The following is a 21,290-nucleotide window of genomic DNA, read 5'->3' as shown; positions in this document are numbered from 1 at the left end:
AGAGTCGCCTGCTAGCCGGCTGGACGGATACCGATGGCCTGTCGCAGTGGCTCGAACTGAGGCAGATCCATGAAATTGCGGGTGGCCTGCGTGAGCGAGGGCATTTCTTCGAAGTCCGTCCGAGTCTGGAGGACGACGTCGAGAATGCGCGAACGCAGCAGGTGACATGCCCCTTCGATGCGCTTTCGTTCACCCTCCCCGCCCTCAGCGCAGAACACCTCTATCTCGAGCCGCTCCACGAATTCGACGACTGGATCATCTGCCGACGCCGATGCGTCGGCAGCCTGGATGAGGGTCACGAGCGGGATGACGTGATCCACGAGGACGTAGTAGCCAAGCTGAAGAAGTCCTGCCACCGTCAGGCGTGGTTGTATGCCCGCGAACCTGTCTCCGTAGCTGGTAGCCAGCTCACGCTCATAACGAGTGATATTTGCGGCCATCAGGTCGACAGCCTGCTGGGCTGTCAGGGCTTGTTTGTCCGTCGAACCGGCTGCCCCCTCTTCCTGAAGGTCGGCATCAGAAGCAGTGCATTCCAGCACAGAGCCTGTGCGTTCGCGGTACAGGTCGACAAGAGTCCGCAGGACGGCGTGCGCGAAAAACCCATTCTCGTCGACGAGATGGCTGGCTGCAGCTCCGGATGCTGCCGATCTTCTGGCCACTTCGGCATCGACAACCTTGCGGTCAGGGCCATCCTGCGAAGAGAACCAGAGGGCCACGTCCGGGTAGGCTGCGAGAAACCATGTTGGGAAGCCAGTGGGATGCTGCATCGACAAGGCCATTTGTGCCGCAGATGGAGTCGGCTGGACGCCACTTTCCTCGGTCGACTGTTCCATGAGCGCAGCCACGTTGGCCAGATAGACAGATGGGGCAATGCTGTCAGGCATGAAGAATTCACGGGCGTAGTGCTCGAACTGCTCCGCCTGCTGGTCCCCCTTTGGCAGATCTGCGATGCTGTTTTCCCAGATGCGTGTGTTGATGTTCATGACAGGCCTCCCAGTGGACGAGCACGGTGGTCATGCGCTCCATGACTATCAATTCATGCTACCGTCCCTGCGCCGGTTTGTCAATCGTGCCCCGTCGTGAACGCACGCACGGCATGTGGAGACCGAGGAGAGTGCGTTGACAATAGGCAAGGAAGCGATATATGTTCCATGAGTAGAAGAAACCAGTGTGCTGCTATACTACATGAAGGCACGGCACAAGTGGTGATTGTCCGGCCGATTTGGAGGTACTGATGGACGAACTCAAGAGGGTACCCATCGAAATAAGGGGCCTGGACGATATCCTGAAGATTGTTGTCGACCGCGGGGCCTCAGACCTGCATTTACAGGCGGGAACGCCGCCCATGCTGCGTATCCACAAGCATCTGTTGCCGATTGGGACCGAGATGATGTCAGGAGGCGGCATCGAAGCGCTTGTGTTTCCCATCATGAACGACGACCAGAAGACTGTGTTCAAGCAGCATCTGGACTTCGACTTCTCCTACTCGGTCAAAGGCCTGGCGCGGTTCCGTGTGAACGTCTTCCGGCAGCGGGGCACGATGGCCGTGACCATGCGGCGTATCCCATTCACCATCCCCGACTTGGATTCACTCGGGCTGCCAGAGGTCGTGAAGGACCTGATCAAGCTGGAGAAGGGCTTTGTGCTCGTGACGGGGCCGACCGGCCATGGCAAGTCGACAACACTTGCGGCGATGATCGACAAGATCAACCAGGAACGCGACGTCCATACGGTCACCGTCGAGGACCCCGTCGAGTTCCTGTTCCAGCACCGCAAGGGCATCGTGGTCCAGCGGGAGCTGGGCGAGGACACGGAATCGTTCGCACATGCTCTGCGCGCCGTGTTGCGAGAGGACCCCGACATCATCCTCGTGGGCGAACTGCGAGACCTGGAGACGATTGCGGCAGCTCTGACGGCCGCCGAGACCGGACACCTGGTGTTCGGGACCCTGCACACCAATTCGGCTCCGCAATCCATCGACCGTATCATCGATGTCTTTCCCGCCGCTCAGCAGGGGCAGATCCGGGTCCAGCTGGCGAACGTGCTGTCAGCCATCGTGACGCAGCAACTTCTGACGCGCAGAGACGGCAACGGGCTGGTCGTGGCCACGGAAGTGCTGATAGCGACACCGGCCGTCCGGAACCTCATCCGTGAGAACAAGTCTTACCAGATTGTCTCCACGATGCAGACCAGCGGTGCCATGGGGATGATGACCATGGAGAAATGCGTCAAGGAGCTTGTGGCCAAGGGGATCGTTGCGGCTGACGTGGCCCTGCGGGCAGGAGTCAACGTCAAGGTCTGACGCTGGAAATGCAGAAGGGGCGCAGCCATGGCTGCGCCCCTTCTTGTTATGCCCTGATGGACGTGCGGCTGCTACGATATGACTTCCGTCACCTGACGGGTGATGATGCCGGCGCTTTCGATGCTCGTGAGCATACCGTTCGTCCCGCTGACCAGCTGGCCGTCGATGAACTGCTGCATCACCGGACGGATCAGAGCGTCCGTGAGGTCCGGCTTGGGGCTGTTGAACTCCATTGCATAAGTCTTTCCGGGTGTGTCGGTGCCGAACACGAGGCGAAGGACGGTGGTCTGAGAATCAGCCATGGGTTACCTCCTTACTCCACGAACGCGGACCGCCTGTTGCGTACGATGGCGGCCGTCTGCTCAGTGAGCAGAGTCATGAGCTGTCCGGCGCACGCATATGCGACGGCGTCTGTGGCAAGCGGGTTGACGTAGGCGATGGTCTCGCCCTTCTTGCTGACGAACGTGATACGGATCGTTCCTGCCTGTTCCTGGACGGTCATCTGTGCCTCCTGTGTTCTGGATTTCGGGTACCCGTTGGAGTTATGGTGCACCCATCGACAGAAGGGTTCAGGATGAGCCTGTGGTGCTGTTTACGCTCGATGTCACCCCGTGGGACCGGCGAAGAGGAGCCCTCGTTCCATGAGCTGCCGGACGACGCGCATCGAATCCACAGTAGGAGCAGTGTTCGCTGCGATGAGATCGTTCAGGGTCATGCCGTCGCGCATGACCGCCAGAAGGCGGAACTCCTCGACACTGATGTGGACGGGGTCATCGGAAGGGACGCCGTGACTGAATGCCACGCCGGTGGCAGGAAGGGCCGCACTCAGGGATTTCATCGCATTTCGTGCCTCGTCGATGGTCGCCAGCGCTACATCCATTGGAACCGGGACGTTCTCGTCCTGAGGGGAGAGTGCGCTGTCGACGCTGAACTCGAATGAGCCATCCACACATATTGCTGCTTCACGCAAGGCCTCAAGCCCATGGAGAGAGCCACACTGGACGGATGCTATCTCCCCTCCCAGAAAGGACAGGTCGACCCGGCGCGGTATTCCCAGTGGTGTCGTAACGACGAGACGCAGTGTGCCTGTCTTGTGACCGTTCCGAATCAGGCCAAGGATAGCCTCGAGAGAGAAGTCCCTGAGTGTTCCACGTAGCTCCATTTCGTGCTCCCCTTGCGGTCGCCCGTGACCATCGCCATCGGCGTTCCACGTGAGCGTTGAGCGGACCTGCAACTTCATGGTATGCCACCGCGTCCCTTTTGCAACAGTGTTGCTGCAGGGAGTACGGCGAACATGGCATTCTGAAAGGGAGTCCGCATCGAAACCTGATCTACAGCGCGTCTTCCGGCGTCTTGCACAAATTGTGAACGATTGTCTGCGAGACCTGCCCTTGTGTGCCGCGATGAACTTGCTAAGATTACGAACGTGTTAGATGAGAAGGTTCCGACTTTCTTTCTCCAGCCAACTTCCTACAATGGCGAGAGGCGTAAGCCTTTCGCCTTTTTCATTTCCTGTCAGCAGCGATGTCTATTCCTGCTGTCTCAGATGGTATCGTTTTACTTGACACCATAACGCGCTAAACTCTCTTGAAGGGGCGTGGTACGTGACGCTTAGGAGGCGCATATGGCTCAGGATGATGGTGAACTGATACGATTGGCTCTCGAACAGCTTCCTGACGGCGTCGTCGTGGCCGATGCTCATGACCATGTGGTTACGCTCAACGCTCAGGCGCGACTCGTCAGGGGTCCGCGGCCGGATGCCGGCATTGCTTTTCCCCTGCTCTTCGCCGGCTCGGTGACCGAGGATGTCGAACAGGGGCTTGGAGCACTCCGGACAGGAACAGCGACGGAGTTCTCGGTTGTCGAGGGCAACCCGTCAACAGGCAGGGTCTATGAACACCGATGCGTCCCCGTGAAAACGTCGGGAGGTACCTATGCCGGTACTACCGTTACCTCTCACGACGTGACAGACCGGCAGCTTCAGGATGCCTGTCACGAGGCGCGAGTCAGTGGGCTTCAGCAACAGGTCGCGGCCCTGCAAGATGCGCTGCAGGAGCGTTTTGTGGACGGCATGATCACGCTGGTTGATGCACTGGAGGCTCGAGACCAGTACACGTGCGGGCATTCCACCCGAGTCGCCTTCATGGCGGGCAAGGTTGCTCGCAGGATCCTGGGCCATGCCGCCGATGCAGCCGAGATCCAGCTGGCCGCCCGTCTCCACGACATCGGCAAGGTAGCGGTCCCCGACCGCCTGCTGGACAAGCCATCCCGTCTGACGCCGGAAGAGGTGGTGCTCATGGACACACATCCTCTGGTCGGCGAGAGCATCCTGCGCCCCATCGCGCAGCTGCACAATGTTGCGGCTATCATCCGCAATCACCACGAGCGATGGGATGGAGCAGGCTACCCAGATGGCTTGTCGGGAGAACACATTCCGGTCGGCTCTCGAATTATGGCTCTCGCCGACACATTCGATGCAATGACGTCTCAGCGTCCATATCGCTGTTCTCTCTCGGTGGCAGAGGCTCAGGAGGAAATTGCAGGACACCTTGGGACGCAGTTCGATCCAACAATAGGGCTGACATTTCTCGACATGATCGGTTCTGGCGAGATTCTGTCTGAGGACCAGCTCGACAGCGAGACCGGATGATCCGCCGCGTAGCATCGCAGAAGCGACACCTCGCCGTGTCGCAGAGTTCCGAGAACTTCCTGCTGTTCTCGTACGGTGACTACTTTGAGCCCGGAAACGTCCGATGGGGCGGTCTCCGTTTTTTCAACGATGACCTGCTTAACCCCGCGGGTAGTTTTCCACTCCACTTCCATGATGAGATTGAGGTCGTCACCATCGTCGTGGCAGGGGAAATACGACAGCGGCAGGGGGTTCAGCCTCCGGTACGCCTTCGTCCAGGAGATGTCCAGGTCCTGTCTTCCGGCACCGGCGTCCGTCACGAGGAGATGAACGAGTGCCCCGGAAAGGCCCATTTGTATCAGGTGGGGATCTTTCCGCGGGTGCCGGGACTGATGCCCTCCCATGTTGAGGCTGCATTTGGAGCGCTTCCTCCTCCTAACGAGCTGGTCGCAGTTGCCTCGGGTCAGAACAAGGCCGGGGCGATTCCGATGAACGCGGACGCGACCGTTTTCGTCGGCTTCCTCGAGCGCTACCAGATGATCGAGTACCGGATGACCCCGGACCGTTGCGCATTCCTCTACGTGACCCGTGGCGCTCTGACTGTCAATGGGGTCGACTATGAGTCAGGGGACCAGGCGCGCATCGCGGACGAGCCCGAGTTCATGGTGGGAGCGATCGACCACTCGGATTTTGTCCTCGTGGATGTGCCGACGCTGGGGCAGACGATTCGCGAATAGCGTACCGGAACAGGTACAAGCCACGGGGAAAAAGCGAGGGGCCCCAGACGGGGCCCCTGCGAAGGAGGGCATGTGATAACGTTTGGCGCTATCACATCTCTATTATATCACTTCTGTGCAAACGCTGTCAAGAGGTTCGGATACTGGCCGGTCTTCTCGTTGCTGAGCGATGATTCGAGCTCTTTGGCGAATTCACGCTGTTTTCATGATGTTTCGCGGCCAACGTGGACTGACCGTCACGGCCGGCCGAACGCTGAGGACGGCTGGAACCCGTACTGGATCTGGGGTCCCAGGCAAACTCGGTTTCGCGCCTTGGAGCCGGGGCCTTGTAGTCGAAGCCGGAGAGGGTACGCCGTTCGATTGGTGTTCCCAAAACCTTCTCAATATCACGGACCAGGATCGTGTCTTCCTCTGTGACCAGCGTGAACGCATCTCCCGAACGGAGAGCTCGGCCGGTACGCCCGATGCGATGGGTGTACGCGTCCGTCGTGTCCGGGATGTCATAGTTGATGACGTGGGAGATCTGCGTCACGTCGATGCCGCGGGCCGCGATATCGGTAGCGACCAGTACCTTGTAGCTGCCGTCACGAAAGCCGCCAAGTGCCGCCTGGCGTGCGCGCTGTGACAGATTGCCCTGCAGCGACGTCGCACGGTAGCCTTCATTAGCCAGCTTCTCGCCAAGTTTCTTGGCACGGTGCTTGGTGCGGGTGAAGATCAAGACTGACTCCGTGTCGGTGTGCTTCAGCAGCTCGATGAGCAGCGGTGTCTTGAGGTGCTGCGGTACCGGGTAGAGAGCATGTGAAACCGTTTCTACCGGAGCGGAGTGGCCGATCTGGATAGTCACGGGGTCATGGAGGATAGCATCGGCCAGATGGCGAATATCCTCCGGCATGGTGGCGCTGAACAACAGATTCTGACGCTGGGCGGGGAGGTTCTTGATGATGCGGCGGACATCGGGCAGAAAGCCCATATCCAGCATCATGTCCGCTTCGTCGAGGACGAGGACCTGGATCCTGGTAAGGTCGACTGTCCCTTGAGTGATATGGTCCAGCAAACGGCCTGGGCAGGCGACGACGATGTCGACGCCGCGCCGGAGCGCATCGATCTGTGGATTGATGCCGACGCCGCCATAGATGGTGAGGACGGTGAGGCGAGCCTTGTGGCCCAAATCACGGAAGTCCTCGGCGATCTGCTCGGCCAGTTCCCTGGTTGGGGCAACGATGAGGGCGCGCAGCGAGCCATGTGGCCCCGTCAGCAGGCGCTCCATGATTGGAAGTGCGTATGCGGCCGTCTTGCCTGTGCCGGTCTGGGCAAGGCCCATGACGTCATGTCCTTCCATGACAGGGGGAATACCCTGCTCCTGGATGGGTGTGGGTGTGGTGTAGCCGCATGAAACAATACCCGCGGTGAGGCGGGGGTCGAGATGGAATGAATCAAATGTCACGTGAGCTCCTTGTGCCGGCGCTCGACAGGATGACGCTCTCAGACAGTCAGCAGACGGCTCTTTCATATGTCGGATGTCGCCGCACGGGTGTGGCGAGTGCTATTGGACCCATGCTATGAGACATCGACAGTGAGCGTTCGATCGGGTTTCCCCGACCGTCTGTTTCCCTGTGCACAGACCTGCAAGACACTATAGTATGGGATCAAACAGGGCACTGTCAACGAAGGTTGTGTGGTGATCGCGATTAGGGGCACTGCGGCCCTTTGCCGAACGTGGTTGCCCGATCGGCAAAGAGGTTCCCAGGTGACCATCTTCCTGTTCCGTCGAGCGTAATGAAGTGTCGGCCGACGGCTTCTGCAAGTGCCACGTCGTGTGTGACCATGACCAGAGCTCCGGGGAAGACGGACAGGGCCTGTTCCAGCTGTGCTACAGCGTCGATGGCGAGGTTGCCCTCGAGTTCGTCGATGACCAGGAGGTCGGGTCTGGTGGCGACCAGCCGGGCAATGAACACGCGTTTCTGCTGGCCTATGGACAGCTGCTGCATGGGTTGGAAGACCTGGTTGCCTTCGATGCCGAGTGTCCCAAGGAGCATGCGTGCGTCCTCACTGCCGATGCCGCTCGTCTGCCGTACGAGGTCGATGGGAATGTCCTCGCCATGGTCCAGTGCAATTTGCTGTGGGACGAAGCCGACCTTGACCGATGGCGACAGCATCACGTCTCCTGCATCCGGTCGCCGCTGCCCGATCATTATCTGGAGCAACGTGGACTTGCCCGCCCCATTCGGTCCCAGCAGGCACCAGTGCTCACCACTGTGGATGGTCAGCGACAGGTCACGGAACAGGGTAAGCCGGCCGGCCAAAGTTGTGACACGCACCAGCGAGACCAGGATGCCACCGCGGGTCGAACCCTCCAGGACGTAGTTTCTCGTCTTCTCGATGAAGGGTTTCGCCACGCGTGCCTCGGCAAGGGACCGTGCCAATTGCGTGCGCATAGCCTTGGCACGTTTCTCCATCTTGGCGGCCTTGTGGCTGAAGAAACCCGAGCTCGACTTGTACGCCAGCGCCTCGATACTGCCAGCCCGCTCCTTGACCATGCCGATGGCTTTCTTCAACTGCTTCACCTTGCGTGTCTGCACAGCGTAGATATCGCGGTCGTGCTCCTGTTCAGCCTTGACAGTCGACACGTACGTGGCATAGCCGCCGGCGTACAGACGCGCGCGTCCACGCGTCAGCTCCAGGACTTGCGTGCTGACCAGGTCCAGGAAGTGCCGGTCGTGCGACACGACCACATACGGCCGGTCGAGGTCCTGAAGCATTGCGGCCAGCTCTGCGCGCTTCTGGATGTCGAGATGCGAGGTGGGCTCGTCAAGGATCAGGAGGTCGGCTCGAGCGAGCAGTGCTTCCGCGATGCGCAGCCACAGGCGCTCTCCGACGGATAGCGACGCAACGGTGTGATCCCAGAGCTCTTCCGGCAGTCCGATGCCTGCCAGGGTGCGCTTGACGTCGGCCAGAACCGTATAGCCGCCCTGCGCTGCAAACTCGGCGGCCGCTTCTGCTGTGCTGTCGACACTGGAGTCCAACTGCATGATGCTCCAAACCGTGGCGAGGCGCGGGTCGCGAACCGCGAGGGCGCATGTCATGACGAGCCGGCTGTCGCCCGGGTCCATCTCGACGAGAGCGATGCGAGGGGATGGGCGTGAACGCGCGACGGTACCTGTGCTGGGATGCAGACTGCCTGTCAGGAGACCCAGCAACGTCGATTTGCCGCTGCCGTTCGGACCGATGATGCCGAGGCGTGACGCATCAGAGACGGCGAAGGTGACTCCCTCGAACAGGGGCGTGGTCTGGTTCGGATATGAGAAGGATAGGTTGGTGCATGTGATCTGCATATGTTCCTCCGTGTTGGTCGCCACGGTGCCGAAGGCATGTGACGGAGTTGGTGCTACGGTATAGCGGAACTATGCAATTCGCACTCGAGCAACCTCCATGGGCGGCCAGGCAAGGCCTGATCGTGCAACCATCGTACAACTTACTATCGTATTGGCAAGTGGCGGTCCAACTCTACCGTGGTTTGTCCTCGTGCCTGCGGAACGGGTTCCAGGACCTTCTGGCTGCGGCCGGCGGTTCCGGCTCAACGGGACGGGAGATGACAGCCTCTGGCGTCGAGCGGAGCGGCGCCACCGGGGTAGGCGGTGTGACCACCGGCTCGACCGGAGCCATGGGGGCAGGCGTCTCCACTGCAGGCTCCACGACCTCTTCAGGCGTTGCCGGCTCGATGGGGCGTGTGATGGCAGGCGTCTCGATCATCTGGGAAGGAGTCTCTTCACGCTGGGGGACGGATACCTTCGGCTTGGCAGGCAGGGGTTCCTGAACCTTGGCCGTTGCCGCTAGCGCCTGGGCGACGGGTAGCTGTGGAGAGAAGGCCGGAGGAACAACGACAGGAGCAGGTGCAGCCGTCGCCGGAACGCTTGCGCTCTCGGTCTCACCCTCTTGAGACCAGTGATGGGCCAGGGCCGTCGGTATCTCGGCAATGTCGTGGATGCGAACGTCTGCGAGCTCCAGTTCCTGTGGAGCCCAACCGTAGACGGCGCCTATCGCAAAGTAGCCTCCCGCGTACGCGGCCCGCATGTCGTCAGCTCGATCCCCCACCATCGCGCACTGCTCTGGGTGAAGCTCATTCCACACCTCGCAGAGCATCATTGCCTTCGTCTGGTCGGGGTGGCTGGGTACGCGGACCACCGTGAACAGGTCGCGGACGCCTGCCCGGGTCAGGATCATCTCAGGATACCACCCGGGGGCATTGCTGCATACGCCGAGCTTCCATCCATCCAGTGCCAGGGCCCTGAGGATGTCTGCGGCACCAGGGTACAGCTCACCCTGTGTCTTCACGTATTCCTGTTCCAGGAGGTCGAACTCAGAGGCCAGCTCCTCGGTCGATTGGTCGAGCTGAAGCTGTTCCAGCCAAGCGCGCCATTCACTGCCACTCTGGCCGATGAAGCTTCGAAGAAACGCCTCATCAGGCACCGGGAAGGCATGACGGCTGGCAAACTCTCGTACAGAGGGAAAGAAGGACGTCTCTGTCCGAAAGAGGGTACCATCCATGTCGAACATGATCAACTTCATCACTGGCCTCCTGTCCTGCGTTGCGCGCCCGCTGTTGCAGGTACTGCAGCACATGCATTGTAGGGCCGTGGACCGTGTCGTGCAAGACGGCGGCTACAGGTTGCAGTGCGACAGTGACGGCATAGGATAATAGGAGTGGGCGCCGGAGCGCCGATTGGCAAAGCGAGAGGAGTCACATGAAGAACCTTGTCGTCATTGGTGGGCCGATAGGAGTTGGCAAGAGCGCGGTATGCAGGGAGTTGCTGAGCCGTCTCGACAAGGCGGTATGGCTCGACGGCGACTGGTGCTGGACGATGCATCCGTGGCAGGTGACGAACGAGACCCAGGCGATGGTGGAGCGCAACATCATCGTCGTGCTGCGCAACTATCTGGCCTGTTCTGCATACGAGACCGTGATCTTCGACTGGGTCCTGCACAACGAACTCATCGTCCGCACAATCCTTTCGGGGTTGCAGGACCTGGAATGCAGGTTGACACGCGTCTCGCTGGTCTGCACCCCCGAGGAGCTGCGCGCTCGTCTCATTGCTGATGCATGCCCCCCGTCTGCTCTTGACGAAGCCGTCCTGCGTCTCCCCCTGTACCAGGCACTTGACGCCCCCTGCCTGGATACGACCGGTCTGACGGTGCCGCAGGTTACGGACCGGGTGCAGGAGATGATCCGCGCGGGAGGCAAGCGCCCCTGAGCGTTGTTTTCGACAACAGCAGGTGTTCGCAGGTTCTGTGAAGACCTGTGCGGAATGGATGCCTGAACGCTGCTACAATATGGGTACAGGTGGCGACGACAGGCCGGCAGACTGCATCCGGGAACTCCACCGTACGGGAGGCACAACCGTCGACATGAGGCATCCAGAAGGCAGGCACGTTAGTGAGAAGAGGGTGACGCTCAGGGGGCCGGCTGCCATCATGCTGTGTCTGGTGCTGCTGACCTCTCTCATGTCCGCGCCTTTTTCTGCGCTTGCCGAGACACTGACTGTCGGTTCTACTGTCGAAGTCACGGGCACAGGGGGAGACGGCCTCAACGTGCGATCGTCGGCTGACAGTGCTGGAGCTGTCGTCGGCGTCGAGATGGACGGGGCTCGCGGGGTCGCCCAGGAGGGTCCGGTTGTCAGTGGCACCTTCACCTGGTGGCGCGTCCAGTGGAAAAGCGGCGTGATGGGCTGGTCGGTCGACAAGTATCTCCAAGTGGCTGTCCCCAGTCCGATTCCCAGTGCGCCGACGGCCCTTGTGGCGACAGCCGGGATCGAGTCCGTTGCGCTTTCATGGAGTCTCCCCGAGGAACCCGGAACCGCCCCGATTACTGCTTGGCGTATCTACCGCGACCGTCACGCGGATCCGTCGACGCTCGTTGCCATACTGAATGTCGGTGATCAGGGCTTCGACACGCGGACCTGGACGGACGGCCCCATGCTCATCGGCGGCAGGCCCTACTGGTACGCCGTCAGCGCCGTCAACGCGAACGGCGCAAGCGATCTCTGCGAGGGTGTCCAGGCGGTTCCACAGGTGGCCCCGATGCCGACAGGCATCTTCTTTCTTCCTCCGGAGCTCGATTTCGGCGGCGAGCAGACGTCGCTCGTCCTGACGCTCCAGAATACTGGGAGCACGCCGGTGACGTTTGACATCATCCCTGGCGCCTCATGGCTGGTCGGTGTTGCGCCCACGTCAGGGAGCGTTCCTGTCAGCGGAAGCCAGCGCATCAACATCGGGGTGCAGCGGACCGGTATGCCGGCGGGGACCTACAAGAGTCTCGTCCGCGTCGCCTGTTCCACGGGCAGTATGAATATCCCTGCGCAGATGCGCGTAGGCATGATCCAGGGCATCGATGTGTCCCGGTGGCAGTGCGGGGGCGACCATGCCGGCGACCCGATCAACTGGGCCGCGGTGCGTTTCGCCGGCTACCAGTTTGCTTTTGTCAAGGCGACCGAAGGAGTGAACATCACGGACGCCTTCATGAGCGTGCTGGTACCTGGTGCGCGTTCCGCGGGACTGCTGACAGGAGTTTACCACATCTGCTGGCCCGCTGAGAACACAGCTGCCGCTGAGGCGGCCTACTTCCTGAAGACGGCCGGACAGTTCATCGGGCCAGGGTTCCTTGTACCTGTCCTGGACATCGAGCCACGGTACAACATCAAGGGCGCGGCCATGGTGCGCTGGATCGACGAATGGTCTGGCATCGTACGTGGAGCAACCGGGGCTAACCCTCTCATCTACTGCAGCACGTCGGTCGCCGCGGACCTCCACAAGGCCGACCCCACCATCGATGGACGCTATCGCCTGTGGATCGCGGCGTATACACCATCAGCCCAGCCAAACACCGGGGGCTGGGACAGCTGGGCGTTCTGGCAGTATGCCGACAATGGAACCGTTCCGGGCATCGGAGGGCACAGCGTCGACCTGGACTGGTTCAACGGCAATGAACAGAGTCTGTCACAGTACGTCATCGGTGGGATCACCCCCGCGTCATACACGCTGCTTTCTGCGGTCATGGGCAATGGCTTGCTGAGCGTAGAGCCGCTGAGGGGATCGTATCCTGCAGGGAGTACGGTGACCTTCACCGCAAGGCCGGCTCCCGGATGGGAGTTCACGGGGTGGAGTGGCAGTGTCACTGGCACAGCCAATCCGCTCGCGCTCACAATGGATGGCAACAAGTCCGTCCTGGCGACGTTCGAGAAGTCTGTCGACCCGAACCAGCATATCATCACGCTTTCCGTCGGTAGCAAGGTCGCCCATCTGGACGGTCAGATCGTGACCCTGGACACCCCTCCCGTCATCGTGGGAGGTCGAACGCTGGTGCCATTGCGACCCATCATCGAGGGTCTGGGCGGCGCAATCACCTGGGTCCCCGAGACGCGTAGTGTCGAAGTGGGCTTCAACGGAACGATCCTGCTGCTTCAGATCGGCAATCGAACTGCTGTCGTGAATGGCGAGGCGGTTGTCCTGGACGTTCCAGCGGCCATCATGAACGGCAGGACCATGCTGCCGGTGCGCTTCGTCAGTGAGCACCTTGGCGCAGAGGTCCAGTGGGAAGAGCTCACGAAGACCGTCACCATCACCGTCAACAGCGCGACCGTCTCCGGGGGAACGTCGACCCCGCAGTAGGTGCCTGCGTGGGGCGACCGGACTGTCAGATCATGCCGAGAGTCTGCGAGATGTCTGTCAGGGTCGATCGTGTCTGCTATTGCCGCTGATACGTTCCCATCAGCTGCCCCTGGGAGAGGACGTGCCCTTGCATCGCGCTATCCAGTTGTGCCCGCGAGGCGGACGCGTCCAGATTCAGCAACGTATCCAGAGCGTACATCCGGAAGTAGTAGTGATGGGCGTTTCCCTTCGGGGGCATCGGCCCGTTGTAGCCACTGCGTCCTGAGCTGGTGACACCCTGGACAGACCCGTCCGCCGGCATTGCGTCTGAAGCCGCTCCCTCCGGTAGACTCGTCGTGGACGGAGGAATATTCCACATGGTCCAGTGAACCCAGGTCCCGCTGGGGGCGTCCGGGTCATCACAGACCAGGACGTAGCTTTTGAGGCCTGCCGGGGCTCCGCTCCATGCGAGGTTTGGCGAAATGTTCATGCCCTGCCCCGTGAACTTGACGGGGATGGACGTGCCGGCCGAAAACGTACTACTCGTGATGGTGATTCCCATGGGTACCTCCTGCATGTCAGTCGTTCTTGCTCGACATCCCGCGCTCCATGCAGTCAGGATGACGAGCGTACATATCAGAACCAGTCTTGATGTCCTTCTCACCAATCATCTGCCTCGCGCATTGCAGCTCCAGCCCTTGCGGTCCACCCGAATGATGAGTGACCGGGCTTCTGTCTGCAAGTATACATCGTGCCCCGCGAAGGGCAATGCCCAGCACAAAGGCCCCGGCGGTTGTCCGCCGAGGCCTTATGTTTATCTCTGCGTTCTGCCGCAGTCAGGGTTCTCCGAGCGTTACGGCGCCAGCTTGATGGTAACGACCACGGTCACCTTGCGAGCAGCCGGGGCAGTTCTATCCGGGCGCAGCCCGTCGACTGGAACGATGGCAGTCAGGATGTCTCCCACCTTGCGGATGGTGACGGGTGACGTGCCGTCAGAGAAGAGCGGGATAGTCTTCGACTTGAGGACAATGGTACGGTTGAGGCGGTTTGCCTGTTCCACCGTGTGTGGGGTCGAAGCTTCGAGGATGTAGAGGTACGCCCAGTGAGTCGCAGGGACGTCCGGATAGCGGATGTCTCCACTCAGTCCGGTCACCTGCGAAGACGTACTGATCTCACGGCCGAGTGCACGGTCGGCGATTGCGGTGAACTCTGAACGAAGGATATGAGCGTCCGGCTTGTAGGTCCCGTCCGGATAACCGGTGATGAGCCCGTACTTTTGCATGGACTCAATGTACCCAAGTGCCCAGTTGGTTGCAGGGACGTCCCTGAAGGAGGAGACCAACAGGTTGTGAAATGGTTCGACCTTCAGCATCCGCAGGAGGACAGCGGCTGCCTCGGCGCGGGTGATGAATGCATCAGGTCTGAACGTTCCTGAGGCGTCGCCTTCCATGATGCCTTCGGCAGTCATGATCTGAATGTACCCCGATGCCCAGTGGGTCGCAGGGACGTCCGGGTAGGAAGGGTTGGTGTTGGACCAGCCGAGTCCAAGCGCACGGGACAGTGCCGTAGCGACTTCTGCCCTGGAGACGTTACGTTCCGGTTTGAACATTCCGTCCGGATAGCCGACGACGAACGTGTGGTGGTACACCTCTTGGGGCACGTTGCAGTTGACGGCTGTCAGTGTTTGAGCGACAGAGCCCGTTTTCCCAGGGGAATCGGTGACCGTGACGCTGATCGCGTATAAACCATCAACTGCGTACAGGTGACGAACGACCAGTCGCCGGTCCGTTGATGAGCCTGTGACTACTGGCGTCCCATCACCGAAGTTGACTGTCCAGGTGAACGGAGCCGTGCCACCGGTCCAGCTTTCATCGACCACGATCTCACTTTGGCGGCAGATCTGGAGCGGGAGAGCGAGTGGATTGAGGTGCAGTCCGAGTGGTGGCGCAATTGGATTCAGAGCCACGCTCGCCGTGTTGTTTGAGAGGTTGGGATCTGTCACCGTTGAACTGCCCACAGCGGTATTGGTCCGATTGGCTGCCATCTGGACGAGGGTGGTCATCGTGAGTGTGGCTGTCTGGCCGTTAGCCAGAGTTCCGACGGTCCAGATGCCGGTACTGGACACATACAATCCCTGCGTAGCTGAGAATGATACGAATGTGAGCCCGTTGGGAAGCGCATCATTCACCACGACGTTCGTGGCAGTGTCGGGTCCAGCGTTCTGTATGCGGACGGTGAAAACGATCTGCGCTCCAACAAGAGGAGCCTGGTTGCTGACGCCCTTTGTCACGACCAGGTCTGCTCGCGGCGTCGGAAGTTCGGCCTGTGCGTTGACAGTGACCGAGGCCGTGTTGTTGGCAAGGTTGGCATCCGCAGTCACGCTTGAAGCCACGGCAGTGTTGGTGAGGTTACCTGCCTGAACGACTGCAGCCAGCATCTCCAGTGTCGCGTGTCCACCACTCGCCAGTGTTCCTGCTGTCCATGTAGACCCAACGTACGTTCCTTGCGAAGCTGTGGACGAGACATATGTCAGACCAACTGGAAGACTGTCAGTTACCACCACGCCGGTTGCGGTGTCCGAACCGTTATTGGTGACGGTAACGGTGAAGCTCACCTGTGTGCCAACGTGAGGCGTAGCGCTATTGGCCGTCTTGGTAATGGCGACATCGGCAACGACCGGCGCAGGGGCTGACGCAGGAGCTGAAACGGTAGTAGCAATGAGCGTAACTGCGGTCTGCGCAAGTGCCCTGCCGTTGAGTGTTGCTCCGTTTTGCATCGCAATGTTCGTCTTGGCCAATATGATCCCCTCAATGTGTGAGCCCGGCTTAAGGGTCACAGCATCGGCAACCTGCCAGAAGATGTTCTTGGCCTGGGCGCCGCCGACCAGGAGGATCCGCTTGCCGGTCGCAATGTCGAGAGTCCCCGTTATCTGGAAGACCCAGACATCATTCGCGCCACCCGAGAGGGTGAGATCCGTGGTTATCGTCACATTGGAACCCCAGGTGTAGACGCCGGGGACAAGGGTTTGACCGGCGACAGTGCCGCCTCCGATATTCAAGAAGGGACCAACTCCTGGTGTTCGCCCGGCAGCAGCAGTGTATGCAGCTTCCATATTGGAGACAGCCGTGGTCATATTGGCTGGAGTAGGGGGAGCATAGTCGGCTGCATATACTTTGCCGGTCACCAGAGATGATGTCGAGAATACATTCGCAGCGTCAGCTACTAAAGCAAATCCGGTTATGGTACTCGCCGCGGCTGGACTCACTCCAATATCTCCAGTCACGTGGGTGGTCCCAGTTGTTGAGATTCCTGTTTTGGTCAGAATCGCGAAATTGCCCGCTGTTCCAAGACTGACTGCTGCTGGACCAGCTGCGCTTGTGTCGAGCACGGATGCGAAGACACCGGTGAACATGGACATAAGTAAGGATAGTGCAACAAGTGTTGCGAGAACTTTTCTCATGTGTTACTCCTCTGGAACTTGTGTCGCCCGCATCGAGGATGATGGCGACGCGCGTGGGCATCAGCCCACACAGACGTTGGTATGACCGGAACCTGCAGACTACTATCGAGTGTCGCCTGCTATGGAAGGCCTAGTGCAGATTGTGACCAGTTGAAGCGGGGACGGACTCCCCACTGTGGGGAGGCTGTTTGTGGTGATGACGTAGAAGGCGTGTCTGGTGAACCAAGACTCCACCAAATCTTCGATCCTCGCTTGTAATGCATTGCCTCCCTTGCGAAGCATGCAACGAAGCAGTCCCCGTTCACCACTTGAAATCGCTGTAGTTGCCAGACAATCAGATGAAACAGTTCGTCAAACGCTGTTCCTTTCCTGAGCGGACACGCGCGACAACTGTCCAGAGCTCATTGTTTGTAGCGCCACCCCTTCGTATCGACGCACTCTCCCTTCCACTATGATATCCCAGTTGGTGCCGGAAGGTTGCATACGGCCCGAAAAACAATGACTATGAAGCCCGCTTCCACGAACGGCTGCTCGAAGAGCCAGACGAGAGGAAATGATGCATGTCTGGCGACACGAAGGCGTGGTTGTGAATGCCGGCTTCCCGCTTTGGCGTGGCGTTCGTGTATGATGTGGGCGTGAATAACATGGCCGGTCTCGACATACGGATCGTACGGGCGACACCGGACATGGCCGGCTACGTGGACGGGCTCCGCAGCAATTTCGCCGTGAAGGCGCGTGTCAAGGTTTCCATGTGTGGTGACACCTATGACTTCGACGTCGATTCCGTCCAGCGTCCCTATGAGAAGGCAGAGACCAGCCGTCCCGACTGTGCCTATCTCGGCAGAGATGACGCGGCCGTCTATCTCGCGTTTGTCGGAGAGAAGCTGACAGGTCAGGTGTGTGTCCAGCAAGACCACAACAACATGGCACGTGTCTGGGGGCTGCGCGTTGAGCATGGCCATCGCCATCACGGCATCGCGACGTCGCTCATGAATACTGTCAAGGCATGGGCTCTTGCCCGGGGACTGCACTGGCTGCGCGCAGAAACACAGGACGTCCACGTGACGGCATGCATGTTCTACCGTGACTACGGCTTCGTCATCGGTGGATTCGACCGTCTCTACCTGCAGGCCACGCCGGGCAGCGAGGACGAGACCGCTATCGTCTGGTATCTCGAGGTCTGAAGCTCTCGGACACAGTTTCCCTGAGGGTTCGGCTGTCGTCTGGCCAGGGATGTTGACCAAATTCCTCGTTCTGTCATGCTGATGTCAGCGGAGATTCCTATACGGTTGAGCATGACCCAGTAGGAGGAACACGATGGTCTTCCTGTCGCGAGAAGAAGCGGGAGCCAAGCTGGCAAGTGAGATTCGGGACCAAGGGTTGACCTTCGACCTTTGCTGTGGGATTCCACGCGGCGGTGTCGTCGTTGGGTCTGTCGTCGCTCAGGAGCTCGGCCTGCCGTTTGGCGTCCTGCTCATCCGCAAGATTCGTGCCGACGCGAACCGCGAACTTGCCGTGGGGGCTCTCGGGTACGCCGGGAACGGCGAATTTGCCACGGTTCTCTCCCCGGAATCAGCCCACGAAAAGCGCGAGCACCTCGAGGCCGAGATTGGATTCGAGAAGGAGCGCCTCGTCCTCTACGCAGAACTGTTTGAGCGCTATATTCCTCAGACTTGGGAACGGGGTGCGCGTGTGCTGGTCGTGGACGACGGCATTGCCACGGGAGCGACTATGATCGCGGCCCTGGACGTCGTGACCGGTATGGGCGGCTTGCCGACGGTCGGTACGCCTGTCGTCGACTGCGAAGTGATGCGTCAGCTGACCGAGCGTGGATACCGCGTCGTCGCAGTTCACGCTGCCGAATGGCTCATGGCTGTAGGTCAGTTCTACCAGGATTTCCACCAGGTCAGCGACCGTGAGGCGCTCTCCTGGGCCAATCGGGCGTTCCGCCCGCGGCGCATACCCTAGAGCACGAGCGTCAGCCGGCTTTCCCTGTCGACTCGCCGAAAGCGTGTCGCGCCTGCCGCAGGAAAACCATCATACTGAGGTAAGCGACGATCCCCACCGAGAGCTGGGCAAGCGGGGCGAGCCATCCCACTGCGGGAACCAGTGCTGCCAGCGGCCAGACGATCATCAGCAGGATATGAACGCCTTTGTACTCGGGCCACAGGGTCGTGGATCGGTCTGCGATTTCGTCGTCTCGCCGGTCAAGAGCAAGCTGAAGGAGACCTCCAATCAGGTGCCAGGTCATCAGCAAGTTGAGGGCGATAACACCAATGCCGGCGACTGTGAGCACTGCGCCGACAGGTGTCCTGAACGAAGGACCGGTCAGCATCAGGGCGCTGGCGCCGCTTCTTACAGGCTCATAGAAGTCCGCAAGCGAGACCAGTGCGGCGATGGGCGCCAGGCGGGCCGCCTTGGCGAAGCGGTCGTTCAGGTGGCTGACACGCCTCAGGCCGGCGGCTATCAGCAGATATCCAAGAACGTCAGGCAGGACGTCGAATCCCCAGACGCGTAGATCGAACAGAAACACGTATCCGGACCACAGAAGTTGAAAGGCACTGGCCATCATTCACTCCCCTTTTCGCTCGCCGGTTCCGGAGAACGGCAAATATGCTGAGTTCAGTTTATCCCGATGTCGGGCGGACGCAACGGCCCCCCGGTACTCCTTGAGCATGCTCCTGAGCCGCCCAAAGATGTCCACAGGGTTCTGCTGCGGGCGGGGTTGCAGGGTCATCTCAGATGAAATCTCCTGTTGAGGACGACGAACACAACCAGCGCCAGGACTGCCAGGACTCCGGCAGATGCAAATACCGGCATGTAGCTGCCCGTCACGTCGAAGACCGTAGCGCCGACAGTGGGGGCCAGCGCCCCGACGCCAAACGCAGTGAACACAAGCCCATAGTTCACACCGAGATGTCGAGTGCCGAAGGAGTTGGATGTCATGGTCGGGAACAGCGCCAGCGTAGCAGCGAAGCCCCAGCCGAGGAAAGCCGAGGTCATGTACAGTGTTCCACGGTCGACGGCTAGTGTTGTGAACAAGAGGAAGGTGATTGCCTGTATGACGCATGTCACGATCATGACTCGAACACTGCCAAACCGATCGCCGAGATACCCAGCGAGGGGCCTTCCGAACCCGTTGAACCCGGCGAACACTGATGTTGCGATGGCGGCGCTGGCAGGTGTCAACTGTAAGACCAGCTTGCCATACGAAGGGATAAGCCCTACGCTCGTCAGTCCGCCAGCCACTACCAGGGCAAGCGCGGTCCACAGCAGCCAGAAGATGGGACTGCGTGTCATGTCACGCGGAGCAAGGTCACGAGGAGCCTGGAAAGCCATGGTGGACTTGGTGACCGGAACTGCATACCCAACTGGAGGATTCCGCAGCATGCTTGCAGCAACGAGTGAGACAATGCTGGTCATGAGAGCGCTCATCAGGAGTGTGCCTTCGATGCCGAAACGGGGGATGAGGACGGCTGCCTTGAACGGAGCGAACACCAGGGCGGCCAAACCAAAACCCATGACACTTGTGGAAACCGCGAAGGCAGGGCGATCGGGAAACCACTTGCGTACAGGAGGAGCAACGCAGGCGTAGGTCAACCCGCAGGCAATCCCGCCCAGGACCCCGTAGCTCACGGTCAGCCACCAGACAAAGGGGAAGCGCCCAACGAGTGCCGCGAGACCATACGCGGCGAAGAAGAGCAGGGCTCCGGCACTGGCGATCCGTCGAGGCCCCAGTCTGTCCTGGAGTCTGCCGGCGGGGACCATGGCGATAGCGAAGACGACCATGAATACCGTGAACGGGAGCATCGCCGCAGCGCTGGTCCAGTCAAAGCGGTCAGCCAACGGATCTACGTAGACGCCCCATGTGTAAGAAAGCCCACCCATGAGGCCAAGCAGAAAGCCGGCCAGGGGGACTGTCCACCTCGTCTTGATGGCCATGTTGGGCTTGTCGCGTTCCGTGGCTGAATTGGCGAGCGTTTCCGTGTTCACCCCATACCTCCCATGTCGTTGTTCAGCAGGACCGTCTGGGCGCCGGTTTCACGGGCCCTCTTCGTCCCGGAAGTCGGCAAACGAATACTGTCAGCGCTGCAAGCCCGAGGTGTGAGGTGCCAGAACGGACAGAAGCAGGATGAGGCCTGCCTCGATGATACCCGTCAGAGTGAGAGCGACGAGAGCCACGTTGATGGAACGCCACCGATCACGTCGGTAGGCGACGAGGATGAGGACGGCGAACAGCACGGTCTGAGCGACGAGGAACATCTCGACGAGCCACAGCGGACCACGCCAGGGCAGTGCGCCCGTATCGCGCACCCATACGAACAGCGCATACAGTCCGATGCCGAGAACTCCGTTGAGGCTGGAGACAAGCAGAGCTTTGCCAAAAGCCTGCTGTTTGCTGCAGCACCACCGTGAAGCCAGCCACAGCGTGACCGTCATCAGCAGGACGTCCACCACGCGTGCGGGAACGGACATCAACCAGGTATCGGAGAGCAGCCAGGAGAGTAGCATAGCAGAGTT

The 21,290-nt window shown here is 60.2% G+C and carries 19 protein-coding genes; 7 read left to right on the top strand and 12 right to left on the bottom strand.

Annotation, left to right across the window (positions count from 1 at the left end; all coding sequences use genetic code 11):
• Window positions 1–11: 11 nt before the first annotated feature.
• On the bottom strand, window positions 12–983 hold the full coding sequence (locus C0398_07725; GenBank protein ID MBA4365867.1) for a hypothetical protein: 972 nt from the start codon (window positions 981–983) through the stop codon (window positions 12–14).
• 251 nt (window positions 984–1,234) lie between these two features.
• Here C0398_07725 and C0398_07720 point away from each other — a divergent pair, with 251 nt between their 5' ends.
• The gene (locus C0398_07720; protein MBA4365866.1) at window positions 1,235–2,302 is read left to right on the top strand and encodes a type IV pili twitching motility protein PilT; all 1,068 of its coding nucleotides are present in this window, start codon (window positions 1,235–1,237) and stop codon (window positions 2,300–2,302) included.
• A gap of 71 nt (window positions 2,303–2,373) precedes the next feature.
• Here C0398_07720 and C0398_07715 read toward each other — a convergent pair whose 3' ends face one another.
• The 3 genes from C0398_07715 to C0398_07705 all read right to left on the bottom strand — a co-directional run bounded on the left by C0398_07715 (window position 2,374) and on the right by C0398_07705 (window position 3,542).
• Window positions 2,374–2,604, bottom strand: a complete 231-nt coding sequence (locus C0398_07715; GenBank protein MBA4365865.1) for a hypothetical protein — start codon at window positions 2,602–2,604, stop codon at window positions 2,374–2,376.
• 11 nt (window positions 2,605–2,615) lie between these two features.
• Window positions 2,616–2,804: a hypothetical protein gene (locus tag C0398_07710; protein ID MBA4365864.1), complete on the bottom strand. Its 189-nt coding sequence runs from the start codon at window positions 2,802–2,804 to the stop codon at window positions 2,616–2,618.
• A gap of 102 nt (window positions 2,805–2,906) precedes the next feature.
• Window positions 2,907–3,542 (bottom strand): hypothetical protein, encoded by a 636-nt coding sequence (locus C0398_07705; protein MBA4365863.1) that lies wholly within the window; start codon window positions 3,540–3,542, stop codon window positions 2,907–2,909.
• Window positions 3,543–3,926: 384 nt separating this feature from the next.
• On the opposite strand from C0398_07705, the gene C0398_07700 reads away from it, so the two are divergent.
• Window positions 3,927–4,952, top strand: a complete 1,026-nt coding sequence (locus C0398_07700; GenBank protein MBA4365862.1) for a hypothetical protein — start codon at window positions 3,927–3,929, stop codon at window positions 4,950–4,952.
• On the top strand, window positions 4,949–5,668 hold the full coding sequence (locus C0398_07695) for a pirin family protein (GenBank protein MBA4365861.1): 720 nt from the start codon (window positions 4,949–4,951) through the stop codon (window positions 5,666–5,668). Before C0398_07700 ends, C0398_07695 begins: the two co-directional genes overlap by 4 nt.
• 127 nt (window positions 5,669–5,795) lie before the next feature.
• On the opposite strand, the gene C0398_07690 is transcribed toward C0398_07695, so the two are convergent.
• The 3 genes from C0398_07690 to C0398_07680 all read right to left on the bottom strand — a co-directional run bounded on the left by C0398_07690 (window position 5,796) and on the right by C0398_07680 (window position 10,288).
• Complete coding sequence (locus tag C0398_07690) at window positions 5,796–7,178, bottom strand: RNA helicase (protein ID MBA4365860.1); 1,383 nt, start codon at window positions 7,176–7,178, stop codon at window positions 5,796–5,798.
• A 178-nt stretch (window positions 7,179–7,356) separates the two neighbouring features.
• Window positions 7,357–9,000 (bottom strand): hypothetical protein, encoded by a 1,644-nt coding sequence (locus C0398_07685; GenBank protein MBA4365859.1) that lies wholly within the window; start codon window positions 8,998–9,000, stop codon window positions 7,357–7,359.
• A gap of 172 nt (window positions 9,001–9,172) precedes the next feature.
• Window positions 9,173–10,288, bottom strand: a complete 1,116-nt coding sequence (locus C0398_07680; GenBank protein MBA4365858.1) for a hypothetical protein — start codon at window positions 10,286–10,288, stop codon at window positions 9,173–9,175.
• A 122-nt stretch (window positions 10,289–10,410) separates the two neighbouring features.
• Here C0398_07680 and C0398_07675 point away from each other — a divergent pair, with 122 nt between their 5' ends.
• Both C0398_07675 and C0398_07670 read left to right on the top strand, forming a co-directional pair.
• Window positions 10,411–10,917 (top strand): nucleotide kinase, encoded by a 507-nt coding sequence (locus tag C0398_07675; protein ID MBA4365857.1) that lies wholly within the window; start codon window positions 10,411–10,413, stop codon window positions 10,915–10,917.
• Window positions 10,918–10,954: 37 nt separating this feature from the next.
• The gene (locus tag C0398_07670) at window positions 10,955–13,330 is read left to right on the top strand and encodes a hypothetical protein (GenBank protein ID MBA4365856.1); all 2,376 of its coding nucleotides are present in this window, start codon (window positions 10,955–10,957) and stop codon (window positions 13,328–13,330) included.
• Between the two features lie 76 nt (window positions 13,331–13,406).
• Here C0398_07670 and C0398_07665 read toward each other — a convergent pair whose 3' ends face one another.
• Window positions 13,407–13,871, bottom strand: coding sequence for a YbhB/YbcL family Raf kinase inhibitor-like protein (locus C0398_07665; GenBank protein ID MBA4365855.1), 465 nt, complete (start codon window positions 13,869–13,871; stop codon window positions 13,407–13,409).
• Window positions 13,872–14,162: 291 nt separating this feature from the next.
• Window positions 14,163–16,769: a hypothetical protein gene (locus C0398_07660; protein ID MBA4365854.1), complete on the bottom strand. Its 2,607-nt coding sequence runs from the start codon at window positions 16,767–16,769 to the stop codon at window positions 14,163–14,165.
• Between the two features lie 590 nt (window positions 16,770–17,359).
• Here C0398_07660 and C0398_07655 point away from each other — a divergent pair.
• Both C0398_07655 and C0398_07650 read left to right on the top strand, forming a co-directional pair.
• Window positions 17,360–17,953, top strand: a complete 594-nt coding sequence (locus C0398_07655) for a hypothetical protein (GenBank protein MBA4365853.1) — start codon at window positions 17,360–17,362, stop codon at window positions 17,951–17,953.
• A gap of 133 nt (window positions 17,954–18,086) precedes the next feature.
• The gene (locus tag C0398_07650) at window positions 18,087–18,737 is read left to right on the top strand and encodes a hypothetical protein (protein MBA4365852.1); all 651 of its coding nucleotides are present in this window, start codon (window positions 18,087–18,089) and stop codon (window positions 18,735–18,737) included.
• Window positions 18,738–18,747: 10 nt separating this feature from the next.
• Here C0398_07650 and C0398_07645 read toward each other — a convergent pair whose 3' ends face one another.
• The 3 genes from C0398_07645 to C0398_07635 form a co-directional block, all read right to left on the bottom strand.
• Window positions 18,748–19,341, bottom strand: coding sequence for a hypothetical protein (locus tag C0398_07645; protein ID MBA4365851.1), 594 nt, complete (start codon window positions 19,339–19,341; stop codon window positions 18,748–18,750).
• 161 nt (window positions 19,342–19,502) lie between these two features.
• Window positions 19,503–20,762 carry a hypothetical protein gene (locus tag C0398_07640; protein ID MBA4365850.1) on the bottom strand — a complete coding sequence of 420 codons (1,260 nt, stop codon included), beginning with the start codon at window positions 20,760–20,762 and terminating at the stop codon, window positions 19,503–19,505.
• 90 nt (window positions 20,763–20,852) lie between these two features.
• The gene (locus tag C0398_07635) at window positions 20,853–21,281 is read right to left on the bottom strand and encodes a hypothetical protein (GenBank protein ID MBA4365849.1); all 429 of its coding nucleotides are present in this window, start codon (window positions 21,279–21,281) and stop codon (window positions 20,853–20,855) included.
• Window positions 21,282–21,290: the final 9 nt, after the last annotated feature.

The organism is Coprothermobacter sp. (genome assembly GCA_013824685.1).
Classification (GTDB): Bacteria; Caldisericota; Caldisericia; order Cryosericales; family Cryosericaceae; genus Cryosericum.
The sequence above is the reverse complement of the archived record's forward strand: the minus strand, read 5'-3'. Positions and strand labels throughout refer to the sequence as shown.

What these genes read in the sequence shown, in the direction of transcription:
- C0398_07725 (MBA4365867.1), bottom strand. Translation starts at nt 983, where the DNA reads ATGAACATCAACACACGCATCTGGGAAAACAGCATCGCAGATCTGCCA.
- C0398_07720 (MBA4365866.1), top strand. Translation starts at nt 1,235, where the DNA reads ATGGACGAACTCAAGAGGGTACCCATCGAAATAAGGGGCCTGGACGAT.
- C0398_07715 (MBA4365865.1), bottom strand. Translation starts at nt 2,604, where the DNA reads ATGGCTGATTCTCAGACCACCGTCCTTCGCCTCGTGTTCGGCACCGAC.
- C0398_07710 (MBA4365864.1), bottom strand. Translation starts at nt 2,804, where the DNA reads ATGACCGTCCAGGAACAGGCAGGAACGATCCGTATCACGTTCGTCAGC.
- C0398_07705 (MBA4365863.1), bottom strand. Translation starts at nt 3,542, where the DNA reads ATGAAGTTGCAGGTCCGCTCAACGCTCACGTGGAACGCCGATGGCGAT.
- C0398_07700 (MBA4365862.1), top strand. Translation starts at nt 3,927, where the DNA reads ATGGCTCAGGATGATGGTGAACTGATACGATTGGCTCTCGAACAGCTT.
- C0398_07695 (MBA4365861.1), top strand. Translation starts at nt 4,949, where the DNA reads ATGATCCGCCGCGTAGCATCGCAGAAGCGACACCTCGCCGTGTCGCAG.
- C0398_07690 (MBA4365860.1), bottom strand. Translation starts at nt 7,178, where the DNA reads ATGAAAGAGCCGTCTGCTGACTGTCTGAGAGCGTCATCCTGTCGAGCG.
- C0398_07685 (MBA4365859.1), bottom strand. Translation starts at nt 9,000, where the DNA reads ATGCAGATCACATGCACCAACCTATCCTTCTCATATCCGAACCAGACC.
- C0398_07680 (MBA4365858.1), bottom strand. Translation starts at nt 10,288, where the DNA reads ATGTGCTGCAGTACCTGCAACAGCGGGCGCGCAACGCAGGACAGGAGG.
- C0398_07675 (MBA4365857.1), top strand. Translation starts at nt 10,411, where the DNA reads ATGAAGAACCTTGTCGTCATTGGTGGGCCGATAGGAGTTGGCAAGAGC.
- C0398_07665 (MBA4365855.1), bottom strand. Translation starts at nt 13,871, where the DNA reads ATGGGAATCACCATCACGAGTAGTACGTTTTCGGCCGGCACGTCCATC.
- C0398_07660 (MBA4365854.1), bottom strand. Translation starts at nt 16,769, where the DNA reads ATGAGAAAAGTTCTCGCAACACTTGTTGCACTATCCTTACTTATGTCC.
- C0398_07655 (MBA4365853.1), top strand. Translation starts at nt 17,360, where the DNA reads ATGCCGGCTTCCCGCTTTGGCGTGGCGTTCGTGTATGATGTGGGCGTG.
- C0398_07650 (MBA4365852.1), top strand. Translation starts at nt 18,087, where the DNA reads ATGGTCTTCCTGTCGCGAGAAGAAGCGGGAGCCAAGCTGGCAAGTGAG.
- C0398_07645 (MBA4365851.1), bottom strand. Translation starts at nt 19,341, where the DNA reads ATGATGGCCAGTGCCTTTCAACTTCTGTGGTCCGGATACGTGTTTCTG.
- C0398_07635 (MBA4365849.1), bottom strand. Translation starts at nt 21,281, where the DNA reads ATGCTACTCTCCTGGCTGCTCTCCGATACCTGGTTGATGTCCGTTCCC.